Source organism: Anaerotruncus colihominis (assembly GCF_010206195.1).
GTDB lineage: Bacteria > Bacillota > Clostridia > Oscillospirales > Ruminococcaceae > Anaerotruncus > Anaerotruncus colihominis_A.
On sequence record NZ_VIQT01000009.1, the window covers coordinates 382,311 to 406,389 of the forward strand.

Below are 24,079 nucleotides of genomic sequence, written 5' to 3' on the forward strand. Positions count from 1 at the left end.
AATATAGTTCTATTATAAACAGCATGGTTGATTTGTCAACAATCCACTATGCTTAAGCGCCTATATAAAACCCTTTCAGCGCCTTAGATTCTTGAGCGCGCCTGCAATCATCAGCGCCGCGCCGGCTCCGCCCACGCTTCCATGGTACAGCGTCCGCTCGGGTATGGGCGCTCGCTCGGGAGGTCCTTCACTGAAATTGCGATATACCGTTATTCCCGCGTCTGAGCGATCAGAAGAATCCGAACGCGGCATGTGATCCGTCTGGAGCGATTCGTATCCGCCAACCAACGGCATCTGCTCATTTGGCTGCACCAGGGACGCAGGTTCTGTATACCATAGGTCCGCAGCCTTCGGCGGGCTTGTCGGCAGCGTCGGCTTATTGGAGATGCGTCTTTTGGAGGAACCTCTTCCTGACGATCCGCCTGTTGAGTCTGACGGCATATCTTCCGGTCCGGAGCCGCTGCTCTCTGGTTCAGACGAACTGCTCTGAGGTACCGACGAACCGCTCTGGGGTACCGACGAACTGGCAGCCGGCATTGAAGAACTGCTTTCTGTCCCCGACGAACTCTCAGATGACCCGGATGAACTGACCAAAGAGCTGGATTGGCTGCTTTGCATCTCCGAAGCGCTGCTGCTATCCGGCTCGGACGAGCTGCTGTCCGGCTCAGATGAACTGCTATCCGGCTCGGACGAGCTGCTGTCCGGCTCAGACGAACTGCTATCCAATTCGAAGGAACCGCCCGGCTCCAATGCGCCGCCCTCAAATATGACTTTGGACAGAAAGTGCAGATTCGACCGGTCCGTAATGTCGGCGGCGCCTCTGCCTGGAATTTTTGCGCATTCCACAAACGCTAAACGTACATAAGCAGCCGATGACGGCAGCCCGGCGGAATATGTTTCACGGACAAAAACGCCGGTGCCCTCTTCCAGATATTGCGACTCGATTTTATCAAGCCTGACATCGTTGATTGGCTGAAAGGACACGCCGTTCGACGATACAAGCACATTCAAGCCATAATAGCAATCTTTACGCAGCGCACTGCTGTCCTCACGCAGCATCAGGCCGCGGCGTTCGTTGCACAGCGAATAGTTCCTGCCATTTTCTTGTACAAAAACGACATCCTGAAACTGGTCGTAATAACAGCGGCGTGCCTGTCCAAGCTCCTCATCTGAACGAACGCTCATGCGATAGTAATCATTGGAAGGAACAGCAAACGTGGACTGCGACGAAAAAAGCTGAATTTGTACACGCTGCGCGCCATCAATCCGGTAGGTGGCCAAAGCTTCCCGGCTATCCACCGTAATGACCGATCGATCGCCGCATCCTGACCAACCAGAAAACGCAATGAAATCAGAAATATTTCTTGAAAATCCATTGTATTCACGGATATGATCGTTTAGAATATCCGCACAATCATCCCGATAGGAAGCCGCAAAGACTGGAAGACAAAAACAAATTGCTATGGAAAGCGCCGCCAATATGGCAAAAATACGATACACAGCCCCCATCTCCCTGGATAAAAATTAAAACAGGATGAATATACTGCGCGGACGACGCAATACTATAGAACGGCAGGGTTCCGCAGCCTTTCAAAAACACGCCTCGGCGTGGGCGGCATACCCTGTAAGGAAGGGAGATACTCCCGTCCTTACATAATCAGCCTGTTAAAAACTGTTTCTGCACTTCAGACGATAGCATAATTTACTAAAAAAATCAACTTTTAACAAAGTCAAATTCAATCCTTATTCCACAATAATATGTAAAAATCCGGCGCATCCAGGTCCTGCCTCCATGCGCCGGATTTTTTACGTTTATAAGCGCCCGGTTTCAACGGTGCACGGGTCACAGGGCTGATTGCGCCCCAAGTCCCCCGGCGCGCGGCATGATATGCCCGTTTTGCTTTTTTGCTCATTTTTTCGAGCGGAATCATCCGTTCCATCAAAATCCCTCCAGCGGGCAGCTGCACACAGCAACCCACTGATTATTTTAACACGCTCACTCTCAAATGTCACCCGGAAAATCACACCGGAGCACAGCGTTTTTTAGAACCTGTATTCACAGCTGGAATATACTGGGCAGGCGAGGAGTTTTGTACCCGATCAAGGCGAACTTTTGCAGGCGGGCTGTCGCCTGGCAAGAAAATTTAACACGGAGCGGGGACAAAAGACCCGCCTGGACAGCACTTGGCGACTGTGAATACAGGTCCTTAAAGCTGCATGATATAGTTTCCTGCCTCCGATGCTGCAACCGCGCCGTCGCCTGCGGCTGTCACAATCTGCCGCAGCGACTTCGAACGCGTATCGCCGGCCGCATAAACGCCAGGAATATTTGTGCGAGTGTCCTCACCCGCTTCAATATATCCAGCTGGGTCAAGCGTAATCTGTCCGCTGAACATACTGTTGTCCGGAACAAGACCAACTGCAACAAAAACGCCCTGTGCGCTGATTGTCTCCTCCCTGTTCGTTTTGACGCTGCGAATACGTAGCCCGCTGACCATTCCTGTGGATGTGTTGGATTCAACCTCAACCGGGACGGCGTCGAAATGAATGGTAATATTGTCCCGTTTTTGCAGCGCATCGGTCAGTACCCGCCCAGCACGAAACGCATCACGCCGGTGAACGATATGAACCTGCTCGCAGAGATTGGCCAAATAAAGCGCATCCTCAACAGCCGTATTGCCGCCGCCAACCACAACCGTTGTTTTGCCCTTATAAAAACCGCCGTCGCATGTCGCGCAGTAGGACACGCCTTTTCCGGCAAGTTCCTCCTCTCCCGGTATGCCAAGCTTGCGCCGCTTGGCTCCATTGGCTATGATAATGGCTTTGGCCGCATAGGTTCGGCCGCCTTTTGTTGTAACGTTTTTTTCTTGGCCTTCAAGGGCCACGGATCCGACGCCCTCAAACAATACCTGCGCGCCTTGCTCAACAGCCTGATTGTACAGATTCATACTCAGGTCGACGCCGCTGATCTTGGTAACAGCCGGGTAGTTTTCTACTTCCGGCGTATTGGCGATCTGGCCACCGCAAACATACTCCTCCAAAACCAGCGCGTGCAATCCTGCGCGCTGTACATATATAGCTGCTGTCAAACCTGCCGGACCTGCGCCGATGATAATCACATCATATTGTTCCATATTGCGCCTCCAATGTATACAAAAACAGTGTTTTTATTATTTTACCTTATTTTATAAAAATATGCAACCCCAACCTGTTTTCTACACAACTTTGACGGAATTGGGCTGAAATCCGTCATTACAGTTTGTCTCAAGTAGATTTTACCGAACAGGGATGGTATAATATGCGCAGTGCAAACGGCTTTGTCATTTGTAGCCGCCGTCTGGCGGCGCCCGCTGCAAAGCAGCGGACGGTTATTATACACCTTACCTTATGGCCAGGGCGATTATACCATGTCGTTTCTAAGTAACATATATCTTTTAAATGATCACTTGTGACATCATCAATCGGCATAGCCCTGCATCTTTTGGCAACGGCTTGCCTCTGGAGGAAATCCAAATGGAAAAAATTCATCTCGACGGTATCTCCTGTGTCGGCGTCGCAGGGCTTGGCCTGATCGGCGGCTCGATGGCACGGGCGCTTAAAACGTATACGGAATGCACTGTCTGCGGCTGTGATACCGACCCTGCGGCAACCAACGCCGCGTTGGAGCAGGGCGCAGCCGACCGCTGCGCAGAGGATGCTTCTGTCTTTTCAGATTCCGACGTTGTATTTGTTGCACTCTATCCACAGCAGGCGATCGATTTTGTCCAAAAAAACGTTACATATTTCAAACCGGGTTGTATCATTGCTGATCTGTGCGGCGTCAAACGTCGTACTGTCCACGCGCTTTCCGGCTTCTGCGCTGCGCATGGGCTTGTGTTTATCGGCGGCCATCCGATGGCCGGCAAGGAAACCTGGGGATTTTCCGGCTCAGACGCGGATCTTTTCCGCGGTGCGAGCATGATCCTGACGCCGGACGCGCATACGCCTGCTGACGCGCGTCTGTGCTTGGAATGCCTGTTTCACGCCGTCGGTTTTGCGCGCGTCACCATTACAACGCCTGAGGCGCACGACAGTATGATTGCCTTTACGTCGCAGTTGGCGCACGTTGTCTCAAGCGCCTATATCAAAAGCCCGCGGGCACAGATGCACAGCGGCTTTTCGGCGGGTAGCTATAAGGATTTGACACGCGTCGCCAAGCTCAACCCGCGTATGTGGACGGAACTGTTTTTGGACAACGCAGACGACCTATGCTGTGAAATTGACACCATCATCAGCCATTTGCAGGAATTTAAAACCGCTGTCGCCGCACATGACGGCGAGACGCTTTATCGCCTGCTTGACGAGGGGCGGGCTATTAAGGAGGCGCTTGATCGATGAAAACAATTTCCGTCAACACCGGGCATCCTTATCAAATTCATATCGGCCGCGGCCTGCTTGACTGCATACCAAAGCTGCTGTCCCCCGTCTGCGGCGCGCGCAGGCCAAAGTTGGCCGTCATCACCGACGACCGTGTTGATTCACTCACCTTTCCCGACGGCCGTCAACCAATGCAGACATTTCTGACGGCGTTTGAGGAGGCGGGCTACTCCGTCTGCAAATTTGTCTTTCCAAACGGTGAGGCGTCCAAAACGCTTGATACGGTACGGCAGGCTTACGCGTTTTTTTCCGAGCATGAAATTACACGCACCGATATGGTCATCGCGTTTGGCGGCGGCGTAGTCGGGGATCTGGCTGGTTTCGCGGCCGCAAGCTGGCTGCGCGGCATCGACTTTATTCAGATTCCAACAACCCTGCTCGCAATGGTCGATTCATCCGTCGGAGGCAAAACCGGAGTTGATATTCCGCAGGGAAAAAATCTTGTGGGGGCATTCTGGCAGCCGTCGCTGGTCGTCTGCGACATGGATATGCTTTCCCTGCTGCCGGATGATACCTTTGCGGACGGCATGGCCGAGGTCATTAAATATGGCGCTGTTTTTGATCAAGAACTGTTTGAACAGCTCAAGCGCGGCAAGGAGGCGCTGACCGGTCCCAGCGCGCTTGAAGGGATCATTGCGCGCTGCGTCGATCTCAAGCGCCGGGTCGTTGAGGATGACGAGCGCGACAAAGGCAGCCGGCAGCTGCTTAATTTTGGGCATACGTTCGGACACGCCATCGAAAAGCAATCCAATTTCACAATCACACATGGGAACGGCGTCGCCATCGGCATGGTAATGATGGCGCGCGCCTGCGAGCGCGCCGGGCTTGCGCCCGCCCAAACGGCTGCGCGCATGGAAGCCTGCTGCCGCGCGCATGGTCTGCCGGTCGAAACAGATATCCCGCTTGAGACGCTCTGTAAGCACGCAATGGGCGACAAAAAGCGTGCGGGAAACGACATCACGCTCATCATACTGCGCTCTATCGGACAGGCCGCGCTGTACCCGGTAGCGGCGGAACACCTTCTTGCCTTTATGGAGGGAAACAGCAAATGAGCGATGTACGTATCATTCCCCGCGCGCCGTGCGGCGAGCTTGCAGCGCCGCCGTCCAAGTCGGCGGCGCATCGCGCGCTGATCTGCGCGGCGCTCTCAGCAATGCCCTGCCAGGTATCCCCGGTCGCCGCCTCGTCCGATATGCGGGCAACGCTCCGTGTGCTCCAGGCGATGGGCGTAAACTGGACGCAGGAGGCAGATACGGTTATCTTTGAAGGCGCATCCTGGCAGGCCCGTGAACCGTTTGACTGTCTCGAAAGTGGTTCGACGCTGCGCTTCCTGCTCCCTGTCGCGGCGGCGCTCGGGCTGCCGGCCGCATTCACCGGCGGCGGACGGCTGCCTGAACGGCCGCTCGGCGCGCTTATGGAGCAGATGCAGTCGCATGGCGTCGGGTTCTCCGCCAGCCGGCTGCCGTTTACCATCAGCGGCCGGCTGCAATCCGGCCGCTATACGCTGCCAGGCAATGTCAGTTCCCAGTTTATCAGCGGACTTTTATTCGCACTTCCGCTTGTGGAAGGAGACAGCGAAATCGTACTGACATCTCCGCTGCAATCGGCTGGTTATGTCGATATGACGCTCGAGGCGCTTGTACAGTCCGGCATCCGGGTCGCGTGCACCGAATCCGGCTGGCAGATTCCTGGCGGGCAGGCGTACCGCAGCGGCGAACGGACGGTCGAAGCCGACTGGTCCAACGCCGCATTCTGGCTCTGTGCTGGCGCGATCGGCGGTGCGGTGCGGCTGACCGGCCTGCGTGACGGCTCTGCGCAGGGCGACCGCGCTGTTGTTGATCTGATCGGGCAGTTCGGCGCGCCAATCATCCGTGATGAGCACGCTGTTTGCTGTACGCACGCGCCTCTGCACAGTATCCGCATCGATGCCGGCCCGATTCCTGACCTTGTACCGATCCTGGCTGTCACAGCGGCGTTCGCGCAGGGCGATACGGAGATTTACAATGCCGGACGGCTGCGCATCAAGGAAAGCGACCGTCTCTCGACGGTTGTTGCGCTTCTGCGGGATCTCGGCGGTTCTGTTGACGAATATATGGACCGGCTGACAATTCACGGTGGCGGTCTGCGCGGCGGCACAGTGGACGGAGCAAACGACCACCGGATTGTTATGAGCGCGGCGATAGCGGGGATGTTCTGTCGGGAGTCTGTTCTTATCCGGGGCGCTCAAGCTGTACACAAATCATACCCTGATTTCTTTAAGGATTTTAAAAAACTTGGAGGGCTTTGTGATGTCATCTAGTTGGGGCAACTGTTTTAAAATATCGATCTTTGGCGAAAGTCACGGTCCGCGCATCGGCGTGGTGATCGACGGGCTGCCCGCCGGGTTGGCGATCGACCGCGATGCGCTCTCAGCATTTATGCTGCGGCGTGCGCCCGGACGCAGCAAGGCGTCTACCCCGCGCCGTGAAAGCGACGAACCTGAATTTCTTTCCGGTTACTACAAGGGTGTGACAACCGGCTCACCCTTGGCTGCCGCCATCCGTAACAGCGACACCCATTCGTCCGATTACGCTGAATTTTCCAGTGTCGCACGTCCCGGCCATGCAGACTACACAGGTTTTCTTCGCTATAAGGGCTATAATGACATCCGTGGCGGCGGCCATTTTTCTGGTCGCCTGACCGCGCCGCTTGTATTTGCTGGCGGTATTGCAAAACAATTGTTGGAGCGCGAGGGCATTTTTATCGGCGCACATCTGGCGCGTGCTGCTGGTATCTCCGATGTGCCATATGATCCCGTTTATCTCAGTGAAGAATCGCTGCGCCGGGCTGGTCTGCGTGATTTCCCGACAAACGATGAAGCCGCCGGCATTATGATGCAGGACGCAATTGAAGAAGCGCGCAAGGCACTCGATTCCGCCGGCGGTATTGTGGAATGTGGTATGACAGGATTTCCAGCGGGTATCGGTTCCCCCATGTTTGATGGACTTGAAAACCGCATGGCGTCCTTGTTGTTCGGTATCCCGGCAGTCAAAGGCGTTGAATTCGGCGACGGCTTCGCGGCGGCCGACCTGCGCGGTTCGCAGCACAACGACGCGTTTGCTGTTCGCGGCGGCGCCATCATGACGCAAACAAACCATGCCGGTGGAATCCTTGGAGGCATCTCCTCCGGTATGCCTATCATCGTACGCGTGGCTTTCAAGCCAACCGCTTCGATCGCTCAAACGCAGCAGTCTGTCGATTTTATCAAGCATACACAGGGCATCCTCAATATCCGGGGACGGCACGACCCCTGCGTCGCTGTACGTGCGGTTCCGGTGGTAGAGGCTGCCGTCGCCATCGCGGCAGCCGACGCGCTGTTGGAAGCCCGCGGCTATGAGGGCCTTCAGAGGCCCCAGGGACCAAAGGAGGCGTGAGAATTGCAGAAAACCGTATCCTTTCGATCCGCACAGGAGCAGGATATCCCGCTGATCCTGTCTTTTATACGGCAGCTCGCCGAGTACGAGCGTATGCTTGACGAGGTTGTCGCGACAGAGGAGCTGCTTTTGGAATGGCTCTTTGAGCAAAAAAAAGCGGAGGTTCTCTTTGTGGTTGACGGTGGACAGGAGGTGGGCTTCGCCCTGTTCTTCCACAATTTCTCAACGTTTCTCGGGCGCGCTGGCGTCTATCTGGAGGATTTGTTTGTCCTGCCGGAATATCGCGGTCATGGATATGGAAAGGCCCTTCTTAAACAATTGGCTCGCATCGCCATTGAACGCGGCTGCGGCCGCCTGGAATGGTCGTGTCTTAATTGGAATCGTCCAAGCATCGATTTTTACTGTTCGCTCGGTGCACACCCCATGGACGAGTGGACTGTTTATCGCATTGCCGGTGATACGCTCACAGAGCTTGCCCGCGATGCCTGACCAAAATCATCGGATATAAAGAGAGCGGCAGCCTGCGCTGCCGCTCTCTTTATATTACAATCCTTCAATCGCTTTATCAAAGCGAGGTGCAAGCCCAATCCGATCCGGGCCCAAGTGGACCTGAAACTGATAAATATCATGTCCCGGGAAATGATTGGCCTCAATGATGACCGGTCCTTTTTCCGTCACCGCGACATCCCATCCGATATACCCAAGCTCAGGCACGGTAATCGCCGCGCGCTTGACCAACGCCACTGATTCCTGATAAAAGGGAATTTTCACACCGACAAGCGGAACATCCGTCATCGGATGGCGGTCGTAAGCCTTTCCATCCTTATCTGCGCCCGGCGTGCTGATCATACCTGTCTCCATGTCTACAATCACAGCCATGCCGCCGCTGTTAAGATTATCGACGCGTTTTCCGTTTCCAATCCGCATACTGGAAAAGACAAGATGAACCGTATCATGATTTTTTATGGTAACAAGGCGCAACGTATTAACGGACAATGGATAAACACAACTGATATCCGGATGCTGGACGATAAATTCCTCCGCCAAATATTGCCTGCCCTCGCACAGCATATCATATAGCCCGACAATACGCGTCTGTGTCTCAATGAATTCGATACCGCGGCCGCATGTGCCATCAAGCGGCTTTACAACAATCTGAGGATGCTTTTCATAAAACGCCTCAAATCCAGCTTCATCCGTTTCACGCAGATCGATCCACTCACGGCCATGGATCCCCTCGAACCGCTTGAGAAATTCCACCTTGTCCTCAAGAATGTGCCAGTTTTCGCTTGGATTAAGCAGCCGCACATAAGCATTGTTTTTTCCGCGCGTAATATAGGTCGCCCGCTGCGCGGCTGTCAGACGGTCAAATTCGAAAACCAGATAATCCATGTACCCCGCCTGATAACGGAATCCACATGCAACAATATCTGCCAGCGACGCCAGCGTTCCTTTCCCGGAGCGCACATGCACCTTACGCGCCGTTTCCAGCAGTGCACCGTAATCCATTCCGGCGATCCGTTTGAATATATAATTTAAGTTCGGCATTGGCCGTCACCGCTCTTTCCGCTGAATGCAATTAATAACTTCATCGGCTGTTTGGGTAAGATTCAGCAGCGCCGGACCCAATAGCCATAAGATGATATGATACCACTTTTATGAGGATACCACACCTGCAAAGCTACATGGTATCATCGCCTGTCAAAAGACAGCCGCCGCACGGGCGGCGGACCGTTGGACAAAACCAATATAATATAACCGTAAATCGACTATTATACCATGTCCGCGAAGAGGCATGGTATAATTGGCCATCGGGGCGGCAGCGGGCCGCGCCCGCGTATCGCCCTGGCCATAAGGCGTATAATAACCGCTCTGCGGTTATTATACCATGTCCGCGAAGAGGCATGGTATAATTGGCCATTGGGGCGGCAGCGGGCCGCGCCCGCGTATCGCCCTGGCCATAAAACGTATAATAACCGCTCTGCGGTTATTATACCATGTCCACGAAGCGGCATGGTATAATTGGCCATTGGGGCGGCAGCGGGCCGCGCCCGCGTATCGCCCTGGCCATAAAACGTATAATAACCGCTCTGCGGTTATTATACCATGTCCGCGAAGCGGCATGGTATAATTGGCCATTGGGGCGGCAGCGGGCCGCGCCCGCGTATCGCCCTGGCCATAAAACGTATAATAACCGCTCTGCGGTTATTATACCATGTCCGCGAAGCGGCATGGTATAATTGGCCATTGGGGCGGCAGCGGGCCGCGCCCGCGTATCGCCCTGGCCATAAAACGTATAATAACCGCTCTGCGGTTATTATACCATGTCCGCGAAGCGGCATGGTATAATTGGCCATTGGGGCGGCAGCGGGCCGCGCCCGCGTATCGCCCTGGCCATAAAACGTATAATAACCGCTCTGCGGTTATTATACCATGTCCGCGAAGCGGCATGGTATAATTGGCCATTGGGGCGGCAGCGGGCCGCGCCCGCGTATCGCCCTGGCCATAAAACGTATAATAACCGCTCTGCGGTTATTATACAACGCAATCCGTCAAAATTCAACCTCAAGGGTAATTTATGGATCATTTTACAAATCTCTAAAATGAATGCAGTAAAAACAATTTTCCTATACACTACATAATCACCAATACAAAATTCCAAAAATATCTTTGGAAAAATCAAATGAATTGAGGGAATATGATTATGAAGTATACTGCCAACATTTTAATTGCGCTTGTCGCCGCAGCTGCGTTTACTGCCTGTGGAAATGCTGCCATACAGGCACCTGACACCTCTTCCGCACCGGTATCCTCCGCCGTTTCTTCCGCCGCTTCTTTGGCGGTCAGTTCTGAAAGTGTGCAGCCGCTTTCAGCGGAAAATCCGCTCGCCGGCGCCGCTTCTATGCCGGAAAGCAAGATTGCCGTAACAGACGCCGCAATTTATCGGGGTGTGGTGGAGGATTTCGCTGTCAACGACAAAGGTCAGACCGTTTTAATGATGCGACGTGCGGAAGGGAGCGGCTATGCGCCGCGTATGAATTTTGCTTTAACGGAAAGCACCTCATACAACTTTGACGAAATCTCCATCGCGAATGGGGCATTTTTGGAAATTTACTATGGCTCCAATGTAACGCAAAACACCTCCGAAACGCCCGTCGAAGCAGAGGCTGTGGCGATCAATGACCTTGGTGTCGAGGACCTTGTCAATTATAATGGCACGCTTGTTGAAGTATCCCCGGATCCTGACAAAGACGGGGCCGGCCAGCTTCTGCTCGATCCGATCAATCCAAATGGTATGCAATATGTGTTCAATTATGACAGCAGTACACAATTTCATCTCGATTTTGACACTCTTAAACCAGGTGATCAGTTAAATGTCCTGCACAGCGCCGCTTCTACACGCAGCCTGCCGCCGCAGAGCGCCGCGTTTGAGGTCGCTCCCTACACAGCGCCCGAAGCGAACGAGCTTCCCCTGCCGGCTGCGCCCGGCCCGGACGCGGCCGCTACAGAAATCGCCACCGCGTAATGCTGGCGCCCTTTTAAATCGAACGTTCCTGTATCGTCGTCGCCCGCAGCAATTGCTGCGGGCGGCCTTTCCGCGTTGGAGGCGTCCTCCCATGCGGATTGACTTTCAGGCTGTCGAATGGTATAATTTTTTGTAATCTTTTGTACACCCCCCAACCGGACGCATCAGAGCGCCCACAATACGATCGGAGGTTATTTATACATGAAAAAAACGGTATCGCTGCTGCTTGCTGCTGTTTTGGCCGCCGGCATGTTGTCTGCCTGTAAAAAAAATGATCCGGAGCCTGCGCAATCCTCGCAGCCGGAGCCTGAGCAGAGCTATCAGGAAGGCGATTATCCTGTATCGTACACCGTTCCCGCGCTCGACCGCACGATGGATTACATCACGTTGAGTATTAAGGACGGACAGATCGAAATTTCTGACTATGGCTGCCGTGAGGACAATTCCGCTCCGGCCGACAGCGCAAATGAAGGTTCTGCCAGCAGCGGCGCCGCTCTGCCGTCGGAGCCTGAAGCGGCGGCGTCTGAATCCGCGTCATCCGAAGCTGCGGCAGGCGGTCATGAGGGCGCCACCGAATATGAGATGAAAGCGCTGCTCCAGATGGATGAAATTGTGGACGAGTTCAATACCGTTGGCCACGATGTGGAAAAGATGGAGCTTATTGACGGAACGGATGAACATTTTTATCGGTTCCAGCGCATGGTGCGGGAGGCTTTGGAAGCCGCTAAAACCGGTGATACACAGGAAATTAAGCTCGGTAAATACGCCGACGGCGACTATAAGGTGGTCATGCCCGAATTTAACGCGGCAGGATGGAAGGAATATGTTCGCCTGACGGTTCAGGACAGCCAGATCACAGATATTGAATTCAATGCGACAAAGCAGGATGATTCCTCTGTCCTGATCACTGAGGACGCCGAACAAAATCCTGCGGGTCAATCCGACACGCCCGCTGATTACTATCCTGCGATCGCTCAAAGCTTCACCGAGGCCGGCGAGGATTTGAATAATCTGACTGCCCCGACAAACGGAACAGCCGCGTTCAAAGCCTTTTCCAAGCTGATGAAGCCGCTGTTGGCAAGCATGATTTCAGGCGGCGAGAAGGATATCGTCGCGCCTATGTATGTTGATGGTACATATAAGGCACAGATGAAAGAATTTGACGAGCATGGATGGAAAGATTATGTTGTCCTCAATATCAAAAATGATCAGATTACAATTGAGGAATACGACGCCACCTCACAAACCGATGAAACAAAGCTGAAGTCTCAGGACAGCGAGTTGGCGGCCTCCATGAAGGAAAAGTCCGGTACCGACCCTGCCGCAGCTGCAAAGAAGCTGATTGAAAACTTTGAAAAAGCCGGCAGCGATCCATACACAATGGACAGCGTCGCTGGCGCGACTGTTTCGTCCAACACCTTCCGGTTGATGGTCGCGCAGATTCTCGCTACCAGCGCAGTCGAAGGCGACACGGAAAATACGCTCGAGGTCGAGCCCTTCCCCGCCGAGCTCTAAAATTATATAAAAAGAACCGCGGCATAATAATGCCGCGGTTCTTTTTTTGTTCCACATGATAACACAAGCATAGACCCCGCGCATATCCCCATGCGCGGGGTCTCTATACCTCTCTGATTACAGATCGAACGCATCATGAATGGCGTTGACCGCGCGTTCGCCGTCACCAAGTGCGACAAGGACAGAAATCTTGATCTCACTTGTCGAAATCATCTGAATGTTGATGTTCGCTTCGGAGAGCGCCTCAAACATCTTCGACGCGACGCCGGGATTCGACTGCATACCCGCGCCGACGATCGATACCTTGGAGATGTTGTCATCACAGATGATACCCTTTCCGCCGCAGCGCTCATTGATCTCCTCCATCAATTCCAGCGCAAGCTGCTTATGTGAACGGCTGACTGTAAAACTGATATCTTTTGTACCGTCGCGTCCGATCGATTGCAGAATAATATCGACATTGACCTTCTTTGCGGCAAGCTGTGAAAAAATCTTAAACGCAATACCCGGCTGGTCCGGCACCCCAATGATTGAAATACGGGCAACGTCGTTATCGCGTGCCACACCTCTGATCAGCATTTTTTCCACTTTGACAACCTCCTTGATCTTGGTGCCCGGATTCTTCGTGTAACTGGAGAGAACTTCCAGATTGACATTGTATTTTTTTGCCATTTCAACGGAACGATTATGCAGTACACCCGCGCCAAGCGTAGCCAGCTCGAGCATCTCATCATAGGTAATTTCATCCATTTTATGCGCGTTTTTCACCAGGCGTGGATCCGCGGTATAAACACCGTCCACATCTGTATAAATTTGGCATAAATCGGCATGCAAAGCAGCGGCCAGTGCGACCGCGCTTGTATCGGAGCCTCCGCGTCCAAGCGTTGTAATATCGTCGTAGCGGTTGATCCCCTGAAATCCCGCCACAATAACAATATTGCGTTTGGCAAGCTCATTATCAAGCCGTTCCTTATTGATGCGGCGGATACGCGACGCGCCATGGGTCGAATCCGTCAACATTCCCGCTTGCCATCCGGTCAGCGATATGACTGGCAGCCCCATGCGTTCAAGAGCCATCGCCAGCAGCGACATTGATATCTGCTCGCCGGTTGACAACAGAACATCCATTTCGCGCTTGGAGGCCATAGGATTAATTTCCTGTGCCTTTGTTATTAAATCATCCGTCGTGTCACCCTGCGCTGAAACGACCGCAACCACATTATTTCCCGCGCGATACGTGTCCGCAATAATCCGCGCCACATTAAAAATCCGTTCAGCGTCCTTGACGGATGTGCCGCCAAACTTCTGCACCACCAAATTCATGTTGATTCCTCCGTATGTATATCGTATGACCAGGACACACGCACCGTTCAATCGTGCGTAATCTTTGTGCCGGCATTATCTATAGACAGTGTATGCACCCTCCAGCCGCCAAGCCCCATTCCAGGCAGACGGCGCGCAATACAATCGCCAAAGTCCCGACACGATGCATCGACAATCGCCATGATCGTCGGACCTGCACCGCTGATAAATACCGCATACGCCCCAAGGTCATAGCACGCTTCCATCACCTGCGGACCGCCGTGGATCAGCTCCATGCGGTATGGCTGATGCAGGCGGTCGTCAGCGGCGACGCGCAGATTTTTATAGTTTCCGCTGTAAAGCGAAACGGACATCAGCGCGGCGCGCGACAAATTGAAAACGCCGTCGCGGCGCGCGATCATCTCCGGCAGGACGGCGCGCGCATGCGCCGTTTTAAGCTCAAAATCTGGAACAATCGCAACAAAATGCAGGTCGTCTTTAATCTCCTGCTTGACATACCAGACACGCCCATTTTCAAACACAGCCGTCACCAGGCCGCCGGTCAGAGCGGGAGTGGAATTATCCGGATGGCCTTCGATCCCGGCGGCGAGATTGATCAGCTCGTCATCCGAAACGGGATTGCCCATCAGACGGTTCGCCCCTTTAAGTCCGGCGATCACACATGCCGAACTGCTGCCCAGTCCGCGTGCAAATGGAATATTGTTGACTTGGCCGATCCGAAGTCCACGAAACGGGACGCCGCAAAGCTCGTACAGATGCTTTGCAGTTGAATAGATCAGGTTATCTTCCCCTGTTGGAACAGGCGCGCCGTCCAAGGACTCAATCTGCACGCCGTCCCATTCCTCCATAGTCACTTCATTATACAGCCCGACGGCAAGCCCGATTGAATCGAAACCCGGACCGATATTGGCGCTTGTCGCAGGAATTCGCAGCCTGATCATTGATCCGCCAACACCCGGATCTTACCGAGGATGTCGACTCCCGCCGCCGCCAGCTTATTGCAGACATCATCAATTTCGCGCTCTGTAAGCGCCGGTGTGATAAACGCCGCCTCGTTTGTCGGTTTGTCAGGGCGTGAAAGCGCCTTGACCTTGCCAAAGATCTTGACCGCCTCCTCAAGGGCATTCGTTTCAAACGCGCGGCAGCGCAGATACATCGCCGTTACATTATTTCCCTGCGGCGCCACATTACCGTCCTGGGACGGGTTCCAGCTCATAGACGCGCTGCTGCCGTCCGCCTTTGCGCATGCGATCATATCGCTGACGACCGCCGAAGCCGTCGGCAGTTTCCCGGCTCCCTTGCCATAGAATACGACGTCCCCCGTTGCATCCCCGCGTACCAGGATTCCGTTAAACACATCATCGATCGTTCCAAGCTGTGTTTCGCGGTTGACAAACGCCGGCGCGACATATGCCGTCATCTTCTTACCGTCCTCACCGCGCCGTGCCACGCCAATCAATTTGATCACACAACCGCAATTCGCCGCATAGGCGACATCCTCCGATGTGATTTTTGTAATCCCCTCAGCGGATACATCGCGCGGATAAACATGCTCTCCGAAAGCAAGCGAAGCTAAGATACAAATTTTACGGCAGGCGTCCTGCCCTTCTACATCAGCGGCCGGATCGCGCTCCGCGTAGCCAAGGCGCTGTGCGAGCGCAAGCGCGGATTCAAAGGACATCCCCTCGCGGAACATCTTCGTCAGAATAAAGTTTGTCGTACCATTGAGGATGCCAGCAATTTCCTCGATCCGGTTGGCTGCCAGGCAGGAATGAAGCGGGCGGATAATCGGGATGCCGCCGCCGACGCTTGCCTCAAACAGATAATTGACATTGTGTGCGCGTGCAATCGCCAATAGCTCTGCACCATGCTGCGCAACAAGCTCCTTGTTGGAAGTGACGACACTTTTTCCGCGCTCCAGACAGGCTCTTGTAAAGGTGAGCGCAGGCTCCACGCCTCCAATCACTTCAGCGACCACGCCGACCGAATCATCGTTTAAGATCGTTTCAAAGTCCTTTACGAACAAATCCTTATACGGGCTGTCCGGAAATTCACGCACATCAAGGATATACTTTAACCCGAGCGGTACACCAACTTTCTTTTCAAGAGATTCCCTGTTGCGGAAAAATACCTCCACAACGCCGGAACCGACTGTACCATACCCTAAAACCGCAAATTGAACCATTGCGAATCCTCCGTCTATAATTTTTTGGAATAAATATTTAAATCTATGATATTCAGATCGCTTTTGCCTCAACAACGCCATCAAGCGCGCCCAGCATATCCAAAATTTCAGCGCGTGAACGGCTTGAAGCGCCCGTGCGAACGGAAACTGAAACAAGCGCTACGCCGTCAACCGGAATATTTTGGTTGACGGTAATGATATTCGCTCCTGCCCGATACAGCTCGCTGAGCAAAAGCGAAAGCACGCCTGGGCGATCCTCAAGCGTCAGATAAAGCGTTGTAATATTTTCGCTCATGCGTTCGTCATAAAGATAGATTGCATCCTTGTATTTGTAAAATGCACTGCGCGATATGCCCGCCATCTGCGCGGCCTGCGACGAACTTTTTGCCTTGCCCTGCGCCAACAACATCTTCGCATCCACTACCTTTAAAAATACGTCTGGAAGCACCTTTGCGTCGACAAGCAGGAAGTTTACATCTTCCATCAACGTCCACCTTTCAAATACTTTTGTATTTCATGCAAATACAATATACCACACCTGTCTCGGAAAGTAAACCGTCACTTTGCAATAGAATTATTCCGAAACGATATATAGATTGTCGATATTGCCCATTCTGTAAAGCCTGACACTGGAAACCATTTTGCCAAACACAGCGGTCGTTTGCCAATGTTTTTCACAGCGCCGGCGCCGGTGTTTTTTGCACGCTTTTCCGCATACTATTTTCATGGAAAGCGGGGTGAATCGTGTGAATGAAACAAAATTTCAGACTGTACTGACAATCGCATACTGGGCCTCAATTGGCGGGCTGCTCTATTTTCTGATGCGGTATTTTCTCGCTTGGACGCTTCCTTTGTTTTTGGGGCTGGCGATTGCCGCTCTCACTCGACCCGCAGCCCTCACGCTCACAAAAAAGACACGCCTTGGCGAAAAAAGCGCGTCCATCATCAGTCTCCTGCTCTTTTATCTGCTTGCAGCCGCGCTGCTTGGACTGTTTTTGACAATCCTGCTCGCGCAGCTTTACGAACTTCTCGACCGGCTGCCCATGCTATACACCCAGAATATCGCCCCATCGCTTGACCGTCTGGCCGGATGGTTTTATGGGCTGGCGGGTCGGTTTGATCCAGGCGCTGAGGAGGGTCTGGAACGCTTTTCACAGGCTGTATCCGACGCTGTACGGCAGGCTGCCGTCGATGGCTCGGCGCATCTGGTCACAATCGCAGCAGGCGTCGCCGCAAAGCTGCCGATGCTTCTGATCACCGCCGTATTTTCAATTGTGGTTTCTATTCTGACAGCCGCAAACTACCGCGCTGTCGGCGCGGCGATCTGTTCGCTGATTCCTAAACGCTGGCAGCCACGCGTGCATGAAACCCAATGTTTTCTTCGCGAAACCATCTGGAAGCTTGTGCGGGCCTATATTATTCTGCTTGCGATTACATTTGTAGAGCTGTCGCTCGGTCTTGGGCTGCTTGGCTTTGACTATGTGCTGCCAGTCGCCGCTGTAATCGCCATGCTCGATATTCTGCCTCTTGTCGGCACAGGAACCATTCTCATCCCTTGGGGAGCCGCACTGATTGCAGGCGGTGATATGCCCGGCGGGATCGGCCTGCTTTTGTTGTTTGGCGTCATTGAAGTACTGCGCAATATTCTGGAACCACGTATTGTCGGCGGTCAGATTGGGCTGCATCCGATTGTCACAATTACATCCATGTATGCCGGACTTAAAATCGCCGGCTTTGCCGGCATGTTGGCCGCGCCTGTCGTTGTTATGCTTGTCCGCCACCTCTCCACTTCTGAACCGCCATCCGATTATGTGCCAGAACATGCTTAAAAAATCCTCTGCAAAAAATACCAGCTTATTCCCTGCATCTGCTTGTTGATCTGCATACGCCTGACCACAGGAGGAATGACTGCGCAAAAAATAGTTGCGTTGCAACTATTTTTATTACATGGAGGGATAAAAAAGGCCGCATCACGGCCTTTTTTATTGATCTTCTTCAAGCTCCCAAAAGGCGGTCTACCGCTTCCGGCAGCTCTGAAGCGTTTGAAACAACAAGATCAGCCCCTGCGACTTCAAAAGGGGCAAGACCGTAACCGCAGCCGATCACTGGAATATTGACCGCGCGCGCCGCTTCTATGTCAAAATGGCGGTCACCAACCATCACCGCAGCTTTGGGACTGTAGGTTTCAAGGATCGATTTCAAAAGCTGCTGCTTATCCCACCCTGGCTGGCTTTGTGGGATATCATGGAACAGATCGAGCAAACTGATTGCGTCAAGCAGCGGACGTGAATAATTCGCCATTGCATTTGAACAAAGTACAATCCGGCAGCCGCCCGCCCGCAGTGCTTCTATACTCTGTGCGATTCCAGGATAGGCGCGAGCATCGGTTGACATATGCGCCGCAAGCTCTTGCCGTACATAATCGTTAAATATACCATAATCCTCCATATCACCCGCCGAAATGATATGGGCGTTATCCAGGGTTGTCCCTCCAATCAAAGTCAAAAGTACCTCATCTGGCAAAAGCGGACGCCCCATTTTTGTCAGAGCTGTCCGATAAGCGGGCAGCAGGAACAAGTCTGAGCGGCTCAACGTCCCATCCAAATCGAAGGCTACCAATTTTTCCATAGCGCAAATCCTCCAAATCCCACATTATTTTTATAGATTGCGGAGCAATCTATAAAAATCAGCCGTCCGCGCCGTTCCTGGCGCGGGGTCCTTTGATTAAAACGCGCCTGCCCGCGGAACGGGCAGATGCGCAAAAAATGGTTGCAAAGCAACTATTTTTAAGTATATCATACAAATAACAGGAATCATATTGTGCAATCTTTAAAAATTTTCCTTTGTTTTTTACGGGAATAATGGTATACTTATGGTACATGTAAGCCGCCAGACCACAGCGTCTGTAACGGGCGAATTCAACGGTCGAAAGGATGCCTCGAAATGGAAGAAAACGGGTTTAAAACAGCCGCGTTTGGCGGATTTGATAAAAAATCCGTCCTTAGCTACATAGATACGTTAAATGAAAAAATGAACGCAGTCGAAACCGACTATGAGAACAGGCTTGCGGAATATAGCCGCGCACAGGAGTCACAGGTCATACATATCAAAAAGCTGGAGGCACAGCTTGCCGAACAGGATGGTAAACTGACCGCAGTAGCCGAACAGCTTGAAAAAGAACGCGAACTAGCCCGGCAGGCTCAGACTATGATCACTGACCTTGACGCACAAAATCAGGATTTGAAAAAGCAGCTTTCCGACAGTGAGCGGGAATTACAAATCCAAATCGAGCGCAGCCGCCAGCTCCAATTCAAGGTGGAAAGCCTTGATTACAAAAGCAAAAAATATGACGAAGTTTCCGGCCAGATCGGGGATGCGATGATTGAGGCCCGGCACAATGCCGATCAAATCATAGCCGACGCGCGTACGAGAGCGGCTCAGATTGTAGCGGAAGCGCGCCATCAGATGCAGGGTTTTCATTCCGAGCTTTCCAGTTTCAATAGCGACGCCTCGCGCCTGCGCAAATCGATCGAGGAAATTTTGTTCGTATTGAATGATCGCATCGATGTTATGCAGGAGATTGTGCGTCAAGTGGAGAAGCGTTTCGACACGGATGCCATCCGTCTCGACTATACGACAGATGAAAGCGAGCCGTTTACCCAGCCTGACGATGAAGCCGGATATCTTGGAGGTCAGACGGATGAAAACGTGGCAAATTAATGCAAAAGAATTAAGGCAGCATGCGCCTATGCTGCGAGCGGGCGACCATGTGCTGCTTTCCGGAGAAATCTACACAGCTCGCGACGCGGCGCATAAACGTATGATAGCGTCTCTGGACGCGGGGAGAGAGCTCCCGTTCCCTTTAGAAGGCGCTTGTATTTATTTTGCCGGTCCAACCCCTGCGCCGGCCGGCATGCCAATCGGTTCCTGCGGGCCGACCACCTCAGGCCGTATGGACCCCTATACTCCTGCTCTTATGGATTGCGGTTTGGTTGCGACTATCGGCAAGGGAGCGCGCAGTCAAGCCGTATGTGAATCGATTGTGCGCAATCGAGGCGTTTACTTTTGTTCGATCGGCGGTGCGGGGGCGCTTGCCGCACAATGTGTCAAACGCTGCGAGGTCATTGCTTATGATGATCTCGGCTGTGAATCGATTAAAAAGCTGACCGTTTCGGACTTTCCCCTGATTGTCGCAGTCGATTGCATGGGTGCAGATCTATTCGTATTGGGCCGCGCGCAATACACACAGCTTCAAGCAATATAAGATGAAAGCCGTCCCCTTTTTTGAGGGGACGGCTTTTATCGCATATTAATAGGGGTATTTCAAAGATTTGACAGGTTCCATATTGTATCTGTTTGTTGAAACAATGTAATATGTTTAACCTAATTGGCCGTCAACATATAAGCCAGCACGGCGCGCCATTTCATCCGCGAGGGCTGCATCGCGTAACAATTCTTTACGGTCGAATGGCGGTATTTTTCCCTCAAGCTCTGCCAATGGCGCAGCGATTTCCTCAAATGAACCCAGCAGGTTGATAAAGGCCGGCCTACTGATACCAAACGATGCGGCCAACGCCTCCATGTCTTTGATGCTGCACATCAGCTTTGACGCAAGGGCCCGGCAAATAATGCGCATGGCCTGTCCGCGTCCAGAAGGTCCCACATACCGGCACCCTGGCGCAAAGCATCTGATCAATGACTGAACTGCCGAAAAACTTTCCCCGTTTCCTCCCACGAACACGGAAAACGGCTCTGTCAATCCGCTGCTTCCAAAGACACCGCAATCAAGATAAGAGACGCCGAACCGGCGCATTCCATTTGCAATGGAATGCGCCAAGGCAGGCGATGTGTCCGTCAAATCTATTATAATCTGGCCAGTATGCAGAAACGATGAAACAGCATTACAAAGCGCCGTCAACTCCGCAGGAGCGGCGAGCGCGATCACAATACGCTCACACTGATCGAATAGTTCTGCTGCTGTATCGCACCGAACAATTGTACCGCATCGCCTGCCGTCCGGGTCATATGTACAAATATCATGCGCTGTTTTCGCAAGCAGATGCCCTGCAATGATACAGCCGGCCGCATCAAGGCCAACGACCCCAATCTTCATACTTCGCTCCCCCTGTCTCCCTTGAATGATTATAACAGGTCTACGGCTGCAATTCCAGAGTAAATCTATTTTCAGAGCAATGATATCTCGACTATAATCAAATATATTAAATTATAATTCACTATTGACTTTAATAATATTTAAGTATATAATAAATATTATTAAAGAAGGTGTTGAAATGGCGATTGAAATCATGCCCGAGTGGTTGGCTAATCTTGATCATGAAGACCTTGTATTTATTAAAAAATTTTTGCTGGCGTCCGGTTCGCTCAAGGAAATTGCCAAGCAGTATGGCGTCACTTATCCGACGGTACGGCTGCGTCTTGATAAATTAATTCAAAAAATTAAAATCAGTGAGGATGCAGAAAACGAACCGTATATCGCCCTGATTAAACGTTTGGCAGTCAACGATAAACTTGATTTTGATACAGCAAAAATTTTGATTCATGAATATAAGAAAATCCCAAAGGAGTGAATACCATGGCAATCGCCACCTTTATTTTGATCATCCCCCTCATTGCCGTTCTGGTTGTTTGTATCGGGGCGATCCTGCTTCAAATTTATCTTTCCAAAAAAGAAAACCGATTGTTAGGATTGATTCTGCCCTTACTGACGCTCCTCAATTCCCTGCTGGCAATTCTGAGCCTTTCAAAATCGTATTCTTATAGCGGACCTTTTTGGGCTGCCATCCAAACATTTCTTATTATGAATATCCCTACGGCGATCCTTATTTCCATATATTTTTTATGTCAGCATAAACAAAATCGTAAAAAACTGCTGGAAAAGATGAATATACAGGATTTGGAGTAGATCTATATCAGTATAAATTGAAATAATCGCCGGCAAATGCCGGCGATTATTTTTGTATCATTCGGTCGATCACGGGCTGACCGTATAATTGGGCGCTTCCTTTGTGATATAAATATCATGCGGATGGCTTTCCTTAAGGCCCGCACCGGTAATCCGGATAAACTGCGCGCGCTCGTGCAGGTCGACGATCGTTTTGCATCCCGTATACCCCATACCGGCCTTGATACCGCCAATCAATTGGTAAATGGTATCCGCAACGGTTCCCTTATACGGCACGCGGCCCTCAACGCCTTCAGGAACAAGTTTCTTTTTCGAATCCTGAAAATACCGGTCGCTGGAACCCTCACCCATTGCCGCCAAGGAACCCATACCGCGATAAACCTTGAAGCTGCGGCCCTGGTAAATTTCTGTTTCACCCGGACTTTCCGCGCATCCTGCCAGCAGCGAACCAAGCATGACCGTTGACGCTCCAGCAGCAAGCGCCTTGACAATATCGCCGGAAAACTTAATCCCGCCATCGGCAATGACAGGAATACCATATTTCGAGGCGGCGCATGCCGCATCATAGACAGCCGTAAGCTGTGGGACGCCGATACCAGCCACCACACGCGTTGTACAAATGGAACCAGGGCCAATTCCGACCTTGACGGCGTCCGCCCCTGCTTTTATCAAATCTTCAGTCGCCTGCGCCGTCGCAACATTACCGGCAATGACAGGAATGTCGGGATATTTTCGCTTGATCTCACGCAGACAGTCAAAAATCATAATATTATGACCATGCGCGGAATCAAGAGACAGCACATCGGCCTGCGCCTTGACGAGCATATCCACACGGTCCATAAAGTCGCGTGTAATGCCGACCGCGGCCCCAACAAGCAAACGGCCGCCTTTATCACGCGCCGAGTTTGGATACTGGACGGCTTTTTCAATATCCTTGATTGTGATAAGCCCCTTGAGATACCCTTGCGCATCAACAATTGGCAGCTTTTCAATCTTATGTTTGCGAAGAATCTGGCGTGCGTCGTCAAGCGTTGTGCCAACTGGAGCAGTCACAAGGTGGTCCTTTGTCATGACCTCCTTGATTTTGATGCTGTAATCCTCCAGAAAACGCAAGTCACGGTTTGTCAGAATACCGACCAGTTTACTGTTTTCACAAATCGGCACGCCTGAAATCTTATATTTTCCCATGATTTCATCAGCATCGTACACAAAATGCTCCGGCGACAGATAGAACGGATCGGCAATCACGCCATTTTCAGAACGTTTGACCGTATCGATTTCATCGGCCTGCGCCTCAATGCTCATATTTTTGTGGATGATACCGATACCGCCCTCTCGAGCCATTGCAATTGCCATTTTCGAAGTGGTAACTGTATCCATCGCCGCCGACAAAAAAGGAGAATTCAAATGGATCCCACGCACCAGCTCCGTGCCAATCTCCACGTCCGCCGGAACGACCTCCGAACACGCTGGGATCAGCAGCACATCGTCAAAGGTCAAACCTTCCTTCAAAAACTTTTCACTTGCATTTGTGTTCAGCATACGTCCTCCATTCCTCGCTTTTCACAGCCAACTGTTCACTTGTCAGGTGTATATTTTTATTATCATATCACTAAATACGTCTGTGATCAAGAGATTTTTGTCTTAAATTTCCGTTAGCCGCAAACAGTCAAGATGCTGCTTGACCGCTTATGGAACACATGGTACAATATGCGCAGGGTTACGGCTTTGACGTTTGCAGCCGCTGTCTGGCGGCACGCTGCATCAAAGCGCTGTTC

General features: G+C 52.2%; 23 protein-coding genes. 12 read left to right on the top strand and 11 right to left on the bottom strand.

Going from position 1 to position 24,079, the window contains the following annotated elements:
• Positions 1–75: 75 nt before the first annotated feature.
• The 3 genes from FMM72_RS06020 to trxB form a co-directional block, all read right to left on the bottom strand.
• On the bottom strand, positions 76–1,500 hold the full coding sequence (locus FMM72_RS06020; protein WP_162220864.1) for a hypothetical protein: 1,425 nt from the start codon (positions 1,498–1,500) through the stop codon (positions 76–78).
• A gap of 236 nt (positions 1,501–1,736) precedes the next feature.
• Positions 1,737–1,940: a hypothetical protein gene (locus tag FMM72_RS06025; protein WP_162220865.1), complete on the bottom strand. Its 204-nt coding sequence runs from the start codon at positions 1,938–1,940 to the stop codon at positions 1,737–1,739.
• 267 nt (positions 1,941–2,207) lie between these two features.
• On the bottom strand, positions 2,208–3,134 hold the full coding sequence (trxB, locus tag FMM72_RS06030; protein ID WP_160210921.1) for a thioredoxin-disulfide reductase: 927 nt from the start codon (positions 3,132–3,134) through the stop codon (positions 2,208–2,210).
• A gap of 379 nt (positions 3,135–3,513) precedes the next feature.
• On the opposite strand from trxB, the gene FMM72_RS06035 reads away from it, so the two are divergent.
• Genes FMM72_RS06035 through FMM72_RS06055 form a run of 5 tightly spaced genes read left to right on the top strand, consistent with a single transcriptional unit; the run spans position 3,514 to position 8,318 of the window.
• Positions 3,514–4,377 carry a prephenate dehydrogenase gene (locus FMM72_RS06035; protein ID WP_243157734.1) on the top strand — a complete coding sequence of 288 codons (864 nt, stop codon included), beginning with the start codon at positions 3,514–3,516 and terminating at the stop codon, positions 4,375–4,377.
• Entirely contained in the window at positions 4,374–5,468 is a 1,095-nt protein-coding gene (aroB, locus tag FMM72_RS06040; RefSeq protein WP_162220867.1) for a 3-dehydroquinate synthase, read from the top strand. Before FMM72_RS06035 ends, aroB begins: the two co-directional genes overlap by 4 nt.
• The gene (aroA, locus tag FMM72_RS06045; RefSeq protein WP_162220868.1) at positions 5,465–6,715 is read left to right on the top strand and encodes a 3-phosphoshikimate 1-carboxyvinyltransferase; all 1,251 of its coding nucleotides are present in this window, start codon (positions 5,465–5,467) and stop codon (positions 6,713–6,715) included. Before aroB ends, aroA begins: the two co-directional genes overlap by 4 nt.
• Positions 6,705–7,829 carry a chorismate synthase gene (gene aroC / locus FMM72_RS06050; RefSeq protein ID WP_162220869.1) on the top strand — a complete coding sequence of 375 codons (1,125 nt, stop codon included), beginning with the start codon at positions 6,705–6,707 and terminating at the stop codon, positions 7,827–7,829. The genes aroA and aroC overlap by 11 nt, the downstream gene beginning before the upstream one ends.
• A 3-nt stretch (positions 7,830–7,832) precedes the next feature.
• The gene (locus FMM72_RS06055) at positions 7,833–8,318 is read left to right on the top strand and encodes a GNAT family N-acetyltransferase (protein ID WP_162220870.1); all 486 of its coding nucleotides are present in this window, start codon (positions 7,833–7,835) and stop codon (positions 8,316–8,318) included.
• Positions 8,319–8,372: 54 nt separating this feature from the next.
• On the opposite strand, the gene FMM72_RS06060 is transcribed toward FMM72_RS06055, so the two are convergent.
• The gene (locus FMM72_RS06060; RefSeq protein ID WP_162220871.1) at positions 8,373–9,338 is read right to left on the bottom strand and encodes a sugar-transfer associated ATP-grasp domain-containing protein; all 966 of its coding nucleotides are present in this window, start codon (positions 9,336–9,338) and stop codon (positions 8,373–8,375) included.
• Positions 9,339–10,533: 1,195 nt separating this feature from the next.
• Here FMM72_RS06060 and FMM72_RS06065 point away from each other — a divergent pair.
• The gene (locus tag FMM72_RS06065; RefSeq protein WP_160208481.1) at positions 10,534–11,355 is read left to right on the top strand and encodes a hypothetical protein; all 822 of its coding nucleotides are present in this window, start codon (positions 10,534–10,536) and stop codon (positions 11,353–11,355) included.
• Between the two features lie 201 nt (positions 11,356–11,556).
• Positions 11,557–12,870, top strand: a complete 1,314-nt coding sequence (locus FMM72_RS06070) for an FMN-binding protein (RefSeq protein WP_162220872.1) — start codon at positions 11,557–11,559, stop codon at positions 12,868–12,870.
• A gap of 117 nt (positions 12,871–12,987) precedes the next feature.
• On the opposite strand, the gene FMM72_RS06075 is transcribed toward FMM72_RS06070, so the two are convergent.
• The 4 genes from FMM72_RS06075 to FMM72_RS06090 are packed head-to-tail and all read right to left on the bottom strand — an operon-like array spanning position 12,988 to position 16,862.
• Entirely contained in the window at positions 12,988–14,193 is a 1,206-nt protein-coding gene (locus FMM72_RS06075) for an aspartate kinase (RefSeq protein WP_160208477.1), read from the bottom strand.
• 47 nt (positions 14,194–14,240) lie between these two features.
• On the bottom strand, positions 14,241–15,134 hold the full coding sequence (thrB, locus tag FMM72_RS06080) for a homoserine kinase (protein ID WP_162220873.1): 894 nt from the start codon (positions 15,132–15,134) through the stop codon (positions 14,241–14,243).
• A complete protein-coding gene (locus tag FMM72_RS06085; protein ID WP_160208472.1) occupies positions 15,131–16,378 on the bottom strand; it encodes a homoserine dehydrogenase in 1,248 nt (415 codons plus the stop codon). The genes thrB and FMM72_RS06085 overlap by 4 nt, the downstream gene beginning before the upstream one ends.
• A 52-nt stretch (positions 16,379–16,430) precedes the next feature.
• Entirely contained in the window at positions 16,431–16,862 is a 432-nt protein-coding gene (locus tag FMM72_RS06090; RefSeq protein WP_160208470.1) for an ACT domain-containing protein, read from the bottom strand.
• Positions 16,863–17,124: 262 nt separating this feature from the next.
• Here FMM72_RS06090 and ytvI point away from each other — a divergent pair, with 262 nt between their 5' ends.
• On the top strand, positions 17,125–18,207 hold the full coding sequence (gene ytvI, locus FMM72_RS06095; RefSeq protein WP_160208468.1) for a sporulation integral membrane protein YtvI: 1,083 nt from the start codon (positions 17,125–17,127) through the stop codon (positions 18,205–18,207).
• A gap of 166 nt (positions 18,208–18,373) precedes the next feature.
• On the opposite strand, the gene FMM72_RS06100 is transcribed toward ytvI, so the two are convergent.
• Positions 18,374–19,006 (bottom strand): HAD family hydrolase, encoded by a 633-nt coding sequence (locus FMM72_RS06100; RefSeq protein WP_160208465.1) that lies wholly within the window; start codon positions 19,004–19,006, stop codon positions 18,374–18,376.
• A gap of 315 nt (positions 19,007–19,321) precedes the next feature.
• Here FMM72_RS06100 and FMM72_RS06105 point away from each other — a divergent pair, with 315 nt between their 5' ends.
• Together FMM72_RS06105 and FMM72_RS06110 are read left to right on the top strand one after the other, a co-directional pair.
• On the top strand, positions 19,322–20,098 hold the full coding sequence (locus FMM72_RS06105) for a hypothetical protein (RefSeq protein ID WP_162220874.1): 777 nt from the start codon (positions 19,322–19,324) through the stop codon (positions 20,096–20,098).
• Positions 20,079–20,642, top strand: coding sequence for a FumA C-terminus/TtdB family hydratase beta subunit (locus tag FMM72_RS06110; RefSeq protein ID WP_162220875.1), 564 nt, complete (start codon positions 20,079–20,081; stop codon positions 20,640–20,642). Before FMM72_RS06105 ends, FMM72_RS06110 begins: the two co-directional genes overlap by 20 nt.
• Before the next feature lie 114 nt (positions 20,643–20,756).
• Here the strand turns inward: FMM72_RS06110 and FMM72_RS06115 are convergent, their stop codons facing one another.
• On the bottom strand, positions 20,757–21,491 hold the full coding sequence (locus tag FMM72_RS06115) for an NAD(P)-binding domain-containing protein (protein ID WP_162220876.1): 735 nt from the start codon (positions 21,489–21,491) through the stop codon (positions 20,757–20,759).
• 178 nt (positions 21,492–21,669) lie between these two features.
• Here FMM72_RS06115 and FMM72_RS06120 point away from each other — a divergent pair, with 178 nt between their 5' ends.
• A complete protein-coding gene (locus FMM72_RS06120; protein WP_024730301.1) occupies positions 21,670–21,966 on the top strand; it encodes a DUF2089 family protein in 297 nt (98 codons plus the stop codon).
• A 5-nt stretch (positions 21,967–21,971) separates the two neighbouring features.
• Complete coding sequence (locus FMM72_RS06125; RefSeq protein WP_006877100.1) at positions 21,972–22,301, top strand: hypothetical protein; 330 nt, start codon at positions 21,972–21,974, stop codon at positions 22,299–22,301.
• Positions 22,302–22,370: 69 nt separating this feature from the next.
• Here FMM72_RS06125 and guaB read toward each other — a convergent pair whose 3' ends face one another.
• A complete protein-coding gene (gene guaB, locus FMM72_RS06130) occupies positions 22,371–23,843 on the bottom strand; it encodes an IMP dehydrogenase (protein ID WP_180322890.1) in 1,473 nt (490 codons plus the stop codon).
• Positions 23,844–24,079: the final 236 nt, after the last annotated feature.

Coding starts and splice junctions, on each gene's coding strand:
- FMM72_RS06065 (WP_160208481.1), top strand. CDS start 10,534: ATGAAGTATACTGCCAACATTTTAATTGCGCTTGTCGCCGCAGCTGCG.
- FMM72_RS06075 (WP_160208477.1), bottom strand. CDS start 14,193: ATGAATTTGGTGGTGCAGAAGTTTGGCGGCACATCCGTCAAGGACGCT.
- FMM72_RS06100 (WP_160208465.1), bottom strand. CDS start 19,006: ATGGAAAAATTGGTAGCCTTCGATTTGGATGGGACGTTGAGCCGCTCA.
- FMM72_RS06025 (WP_162220865.1), bottom strand. CDS start 1,940: ATGGAACGGATGATTCCGCTCGAAAAAATGAGCAAAAAAGCAAAACGG.
- FMM72_RS06035 (WP_243157734.1), top strand. CDS start 3,514: ATGGAAAAAATTCATCTCGACGGTATCTCCTGTGTCGGCGTCGCAGGG.
- thrB (WP_162220873.1), bottom strand. CDS start 15,134: ATGATCAGGCTGCGAATTCCTGCGACAAGCGCCAATATCGGTCCGGGT.
- FMM72_RS06070 (WP_162220872.1), top strand. CDS start 11,557: ATGAAAAAAACGGTATCGCTGCTGCTTGCTGCTGTTTTGGCCGCCGGC.
- FMM72_RS06125 (WP_006877100.1), top strand. CDS start 21,972: ATGGCAATCGCCACCTTTATTTTGATCATCCCCCTCATTGCCGTTCTG.
- FMM72_RS06085 (WP_160208472.1), bottom strand. CDS start 16,378: ATGGTTCAATTTGCGGTTTTAGGGTATGGTACAGTCGGTTCCGGCGTT.
- trxB (WP_160210921.1), bottom strand. CDS start 3,134: ATGGAACAATATGATGTGATTATCATCGGCGCAGGTCCGGCAGGTTTG.
- FMM72_RS06105 (WP_162220874.1), top strand. CDS start 19,322: ATGGAAGAAAACGGGTTTAAAACAGCCGCGTTTGGCGGATTTGATAAA.
- FMM72_RS06115 (WP_162220876.1), bottom strand. CDS start 21,491: ATGAAGATTGGGGTCGTTGGCCTTGATGCGGCCGGCTGTATCATTGCA.
- FMM72_RS06110 (WP_162220875.1), top strand. CDS start 20,079: ATGAAAACGTGGCAAATTAATGCAAAAGAATTAAGGCAGCATGCGCCT.
- aroA (WP_162220868.1), top strand. CDS start 5,465: ATGAGCGATGTACGTATCATTCCCCGCGCGCCGTGCGGCGAGCTTGCA.
- FMM72_RS06060 (WP_162220871.1), bottom strand. CDS start 9,338: ATGGATTACGGTGCACTGCTGGAAACGGCGCGTAAGGTGCATGTGCGC.
- FMM72_RS06120 (WP_024730301.1), top strand. CDS start 21,670: ATGGCGATTGAAATCATGCCCGAGTGGTTGGCTAATCTTGATCATGAA.
- FMM72_RS06090 (WP_160208470.1), bottom strand. CDS start 16,862: ATGGAAGATGTAAACTTCCTGCTTGTCGACGCAAAGGTGCTTCCAGAC.
- guaB (WP_180322890.1), bottom strand. CDS start 23,843: ATGCTGAACACAAATGCAAGTGAAAAGTTTTTGAAGGAAGGTTTGACC.
- aroC (WP_162220869.1), top strand. CDS start 6,705: ATGTCATCTAGTTGGGGCAACTGTTTTAAAATATCGATCTTTGGCGAA.
- aroB (WP_162220867.1), top strand. CDS start 4,374: ATGAAAACAATTTCCGTCAACACCGGGCATCCTTATCAAATTCATATC.